Source organism: Rhizobacter sp., from assembly GCA_021153565.1.
In the GTDB taxonomy this organism is placed as follows: domain Bacteria; phylum Pseudomonadota; class Gammaproteobacteria; order Burkholderiales; family Burkholderiaceae_C; genus Albitalea.
The window spans coordinates 1-5,078 of the sequence record JAJKJU010000378.1; the positions used below are offsets into that span (position 1 = coordinate 1).

The 5,078-nt window shown below is 64.3% G+C and carries 4 protein-coding genes; all 4 read right to left on the reverse strand.

Annotated elements, in window-relative coordinates; genetic code table 11:
- Positions 1–649: 649 nt before the first annotated feature.
- The 4 genes from mltB to AC30NL_RS23155 all read right to left on the reverse strand — a co-directional run bounded on the left by mltB (position 650) and on the right by AC30NL_RS23155 (position 4,859).
- Positions 650–1,738 carry a lytic murein transglycosylase B gene (gene mltB, locus AC30NL_RS23140; protein WP_489466328.1) on the reverse strand — a complete coding sequence of 363 codons (1,089 nt, stop codon included), beginning with the start codon at positions 1,736–1,738 and terminating at the stop codon, positions 650–652.
- 122 nt (positions 1,739–1,860) lie between these two features.
- A complete protein-coding gene (locus tag AC30NL_RS23145) occupies positions 1,861–2,172 on the reverse strand; it encodes a hypothetical protein (RefSeq protein WP_489466329.1) in 312 nt (103 codons plus the stop codon).
- Positions 2,173–2,190: 18 nt separating this feature from the next.
- The gene (locus tag AC30NL_RS23150) at positions 2,191–3,882 is read right to left on the reverse strand and encodes a transglutaminase TgpA family protein (protein ID WP_489466330.1); all 1,692 of its coding nucleotides are present in this window, start codon (positions 3,880–3,882) and stop codon (positions 2,191–2,193) included.
- A complete protein-coding gene (locus AC30NL_RS23155; protein WP_489466331.1) occupies positions 3,873–4,859 on the reverse strand; it encodes a DUF58 domain-containing protein in 987 nt (328 codons plus the stop codon). Before AC30NL_RS23155 ends, AC30NL_RS23150 begins: the two co-directional genes overlap by 10 nt.
- Positions 4,860–5,078: the final 219 nt, after the last annotated feature.

The window sequence follows — 5,078 nt, forward strand, 5'->3', positions numbered from 1 at the left end:
CGGCATCCGGTATGTAGGCAGCATGAGCGCAACACAGGCTTTGGCATGGAACGTGGGAACCTGTCGTCCCAATGCGAAGGGAGCGGCGTCAAGCAGAGGCACTGCGAGCGCCTGAGTACCGATGTGGGGCACAGGCGCAGATGGTTCCGTAGTAGTGATGAAGCGCCTGTAATGGGCGTGGAGCGAAGGGGACCAGTTGTCGTGACTAGCTTGGTGGTCAACCGAGAAATCGGGAGGAGCCAATGAGTCAGCCAAAGCCGTTTGCGCTTTCCAAACAGGCAGTTTGGGAGGCGTTCAAGAAGGTGAAGGCCAATCGTGGTACAGCAGGCGTCGACGGTCAATCGATCGAGGACTTTGGTGGGAACCTTTCGGGGAACCTCTACAAGCTCTGGAATCGGCTGGCCTCGGGCAGCTACATGCCACCATCCGTGCGGCGCGTCGAGATCCCAAAAGCGACAGGTGGAACGGTAGGCGGCAGAGCTTGCACACGAGCGTGCCCTGGGTCATCTCCTTCAAGCCCAGCGTCGCGACGATGTGGTCGATGTCCTCCTTCTCGTCGGCAGATGATTTTTAGGTCGATCCCATATCTGAAGCTGTTCAGCAACATGGCGAGCAGCGCCGGCGTTTCGGTTTTGAGCGCGGCGCTGGCTTACATTCTCTGCCGCTTGACCGCATCGCCCAAGGCAATCACCGCCATCGCGTAATAACTCGACCAGTTGTACCGTGTGATCGCATAGAAGTTGCTCGTCCCGGCCACATACGTCGGTGCCGCATCCCCGTTCTGCAATTCGACAAGCGCGAGCTTGCCCGGATGCGTTGTGCCCGCATCGCTCAGCGCCGCGCCATGATCGTCAAATTCCTGGGCAGTGAAGCTCGGCAGGATGTCCGGTGCCAACAGCAATGCTCGCTTTGTCGTGTCCACCGGCGCCGCCACGTCGAAGTGCGTCGGCAGCCCCCGCTCCCAGCCCGCGTTGGCGAGAAAGTTCGCCACGCTGCCGATCACGTCAGCCGTATCGCCAAGCAAGTCGATGTGCCCGTCGCCGTTCAGGTCGACGGCATTCTTGAGGATGCTCGAGGGCATGAACTGCGGCATGCCGATGGCGCCCGCATAGCTGCCACGCCATGACTGAGGGTCAACGCCTTCCTTGCTGGTCAGCACGAGGTAATTCTCCAACTCCTCGCGGAAGAAGGCGCTGCGGTCCTTGCGGCCGCTCGGGAAGTCGAAGCTCAGCGTGGCCAGCGCATCGATGATGCGGTAGTTGCCCATCTGCTGCCCGAAGATGGTCTCCACGCCGATGATGCCAACGATGATTTCGGCGGGTACGCCGTAGCGTTCTTCGGCCAGCCGCAGCCACGCTTCATTGGCATTCCAGAAGGCCACGCCGGCCTTGATGCGGGTCGGCTCGACAAAGCGCCCGCGATAGGCCATCCAATTCTTGGCGGTGCCCGCAGGCGGCGGCATGATGTATTTGACGACGCTCGGCATGAATCGCGATTGCGACAGGGCAGCCTGCGTCCACGCGAGGTCGAGTTCCTGCCGCTCGGCCACCTCGGCCGCGAAACGCATCACGTCTTCGCGCCCACCGTAGATCACGGCATCAGGCGCGTTGTCGGCTTTGACGTTCACGTGCTTGCGATGCTTGGACTTGGCCGCTAAGGCCGGCGTGCTCAGCGCGACGACCAGGCCCGCGGCGCAAGCGAGAAAGAGGCGAAGTGAGGTCGAACGAAGATGCGGCATGCGAGAGGTCCTGAACTGGTGCAGTGTTCCACGCTATGCGGAACATAAGATCGCGTCTTTGGCCCCAAATCCATCGGTCTTATCAAGTTCCGCATAGCGTGGAACACTGCACTAGCCTGCGATTATCGGTTCCGTCGCAATTGCCGCGCGGTATTTACGAATTGCCGGGTCATGGAATTGTCGGGCCGCTTGGCGGCCGCACGGCTGTATCTCTGACGATCGATGGCATGCAGCAGTTCGACGAGCGTCCTGCCCGCATCGCCCAGTTGCTGCCGAACACGATCGGCCAGGGCGCGCGGCGCTTCATGCAAGGCCGCATCGATGTGCAGCGAATGCAGCGCGCGACGCACGCTGTCCATCTGCCGCGCCCACGGGTCGATGCGGTGCCGGTCCCACCATGCCCAGGCCGCGCCCGCCAGTGCCATGGAGCTCAAGGCGCCGATGAGAAGCAGCTACAGGTCTTCCCAGCTCGGCGAACTGAAGCCGAATGTCTTGAGCAGGTCCAGTTGCTGCCCGCGGGAGTAGTTGAGCACCCACTGGTTCCATCGGTTGTTCACGGTCTCCCATGCGTCGCGAATCTGACCGAGCAGGGCGGGGCTCATGGACCCGATGGCGCCGACCACGAGTCCTGGCGGTCGAGCCAGGTTTCGGCTTCTGAGCACGCGGTCGGGCGCGACGGCAGCGGTGGGATCGGCACGGGTCCAGCCGATGCCGGGTTGCCAGTATTCGGCCCAGGCGTGAGCAGAGCTCTGGCGCACGATGTAATAGCCGTCAACGGGCAAGGGGTCGGTCCCTTGGTAGCCGGTGACGACGCGAGCCGGGACGCCCATGGCGCGCATCACCACGACGAAAGCGGCCGCGAAGTGCTCGCAAAAGCCAAGCTTGCGATCAAGCCAGAACTCGTCGATGGCACCGTTGGGGTTGACGTCGCCATAGGCGCCCGGCGCAAGCGTGTAGCTGTAGCCCGCGAAGCGGATGTGCGTCATCACGGCTTGCGCGAGCGCTCGTGCATCGGCACGCGCATAACGCGGGTCGCGCCGAAGCCGCGATGCCCAGTCAATGGTGCGGGGGTTGTAGTCGGGCGGAAGTTCCAATGCCTCGTCGAGCGATGCGGGCGTTGCCGATCCGCCCGAGCGAAAGTCGATGTGAGACTGTGCCTCGAAGCGCAGGCGCTCGAACACAGGGCGGTCGGTGATCCATTGCAGGTCGTCGCGCGCCATGACGCGATAGCCGTCGACGGACGGCGGTGTCGCCACCGCTTCAAGCAAGGGCAGCACCACGAGCCGTTGCGGCTCGAGCGTCATCTCATACCGCACGGCCTCGCCGCGCGTATGCAGGTCGAACCGCCTCATGGCGCGAGAAGTCGGCACGGCGCGCCACTCGTGGCCATCGAAATTGGTGAGCACCGGCCCGCGAAAGTACATCGCTTCCGGCGGTGGCACGCGGTTGAAGAAGCGCACGCGCATGGCCACGCTGTCGTCCTGCGCGATTTCGGCCACCGAGCCCATGTGCATGGAGTTCGACAGGCCGGTGGTGGGCGGGCCGTCAGTCGGAACGCCCCACAAAGGTCCGATGCGCGGAAAGAGCACGAACAGCAGAGCCATGATGGGCGCGCCGAAGATTGCCGTGCGCAAAGCCAGGGTGGCTGCGTGACGCAAGGCCGGTTGGCCCACCGGCATGTGGGCCAGCACCAAGGCCGTCAGCAGCCCCCACACCGAGACCAGCATGGCCGCGGCCACGAGCAGTGACTGCGAATACAGGAAGTGCGTGAGGATAATGAAGAAACCGAGAAAGAACACCACGAAGGCATCGCGCCGTGCGCGAAGTTCGAGTGTCTTGAGCGCCATCAGCACCACAGCCATGGTGACGCCGGGCTCCTTGCCGAGCAGGGTGCGGAACGTCCAGAGCGTGAGACCGGCGGAAACGACGAGCAGCGCGCCCAGCCACCATCGGCTGGGCAGCGGCGCGTTCGCGACAGCGAGCTGAGTGCGCCACACCAGCATGACGGTGGTGAGTGCCACGCACCACATGGGCAGGTGCGACAAATGCGGCAGCACCGTCCATGCGATGACTGCGAGCAGGAACAAGGTGTCGCGTGCCTCCCGCGGCAGGCGATGAAGGCGTTGAAGGACGCTCAGTTCCACAGCGCAAGCGCCTCGAGGCAGTGGCGCCGGTGGACCTCTCCGTGGTCGCGGCCGATGTCGACGCCAGGCAGCTTGAGCCCGAAGTTGACGCCGGCACGATCGGCGGCGATCACCCACGCGGTCAGACGCGACAGGCGCTCTTCCGGCGCGAGCAATCCGCAGGCATGCCAGTCGAGCCACAACTCATGCTGCGCGGACGCGCTGGTGTCGCGGCTCACGAGTTCGCCGCCGGTCTCCATGGACTTGGCGGCCTTCTTCCAGAACACGAGCTTCAAGGGGTCGCCGCGGCGGTAGGCGCGAATGCCTTCGATCTCGGCGCCCTGAGTGCGCTTGGATTGCGCCGGCCCGCCGGGCGTGGCGCGTGCCGACGGCAGAGTGGCGGGAGGGCGCTCGGGCTGCGGATAGACAAGCACCTGCCCGGACGGTCGCCAGACGGTCCAGGCGCGAAAGAAGCCGAGCGGGAAGCGGGTCTCTGCGCTCAAGGTCGGAAGCTCATGCAGGCCACGCGATGCCGGGACGAAGCTCACGTGTGCCGTGGCTTGTCCGCCGGACGGCACGTCGACCCAGGTAAGGGTCGTGACGTCGGCGGATTCGATCTTGAGCCCGAGGCCATGTCGCGCGCCCGATGGGCTGGACAAGACGACATCCATGCCGGCCGCATCACCCGCGAACACCGGCGTGACGGGTTTCATGTGCAGGGTGAGCCCGCGTAGCGTGTTGTGTGTGAGCTGCATCGACACGACGCCGCTGCCTGCGAGAAGGAAGGTGAGGACATAGCCGAGGTTGAGCTGGTAGTTGATGGATGCTACGAGCAGGGTGACCAGCGTTGCCGCAAAGAGCAAACCGGCCTTGGTCGGCAGGATGTAGATGTTGCGCTGGGTGAGTAGGATTGTGTCGCTCTTGCGCAGCCGGGCTTGCCACCATGAGCGGAAGCGGCTGGCGATGAAGAAGGCGGGGTTGACGGAGGACAAGTTCATGTTTTCTCAGAGGCCCAGGCCCCTCACCCCAGCCCTCTCCCCGAAGGGGCGAGGGAGCAATGCAGGCCAGCTCGCTGCGGCCCGCTTCGAAGTAATGCATTTCGGCTCCCTCTCCCCCGGCGGGGGGAGAGGGTTGGGGTGAGGGGTCTCCCAAAAATCACACCCATCTCCATCAAGGCAACCCGACGGCCTCCACCATCGCCCGCACCTGCTCGACCC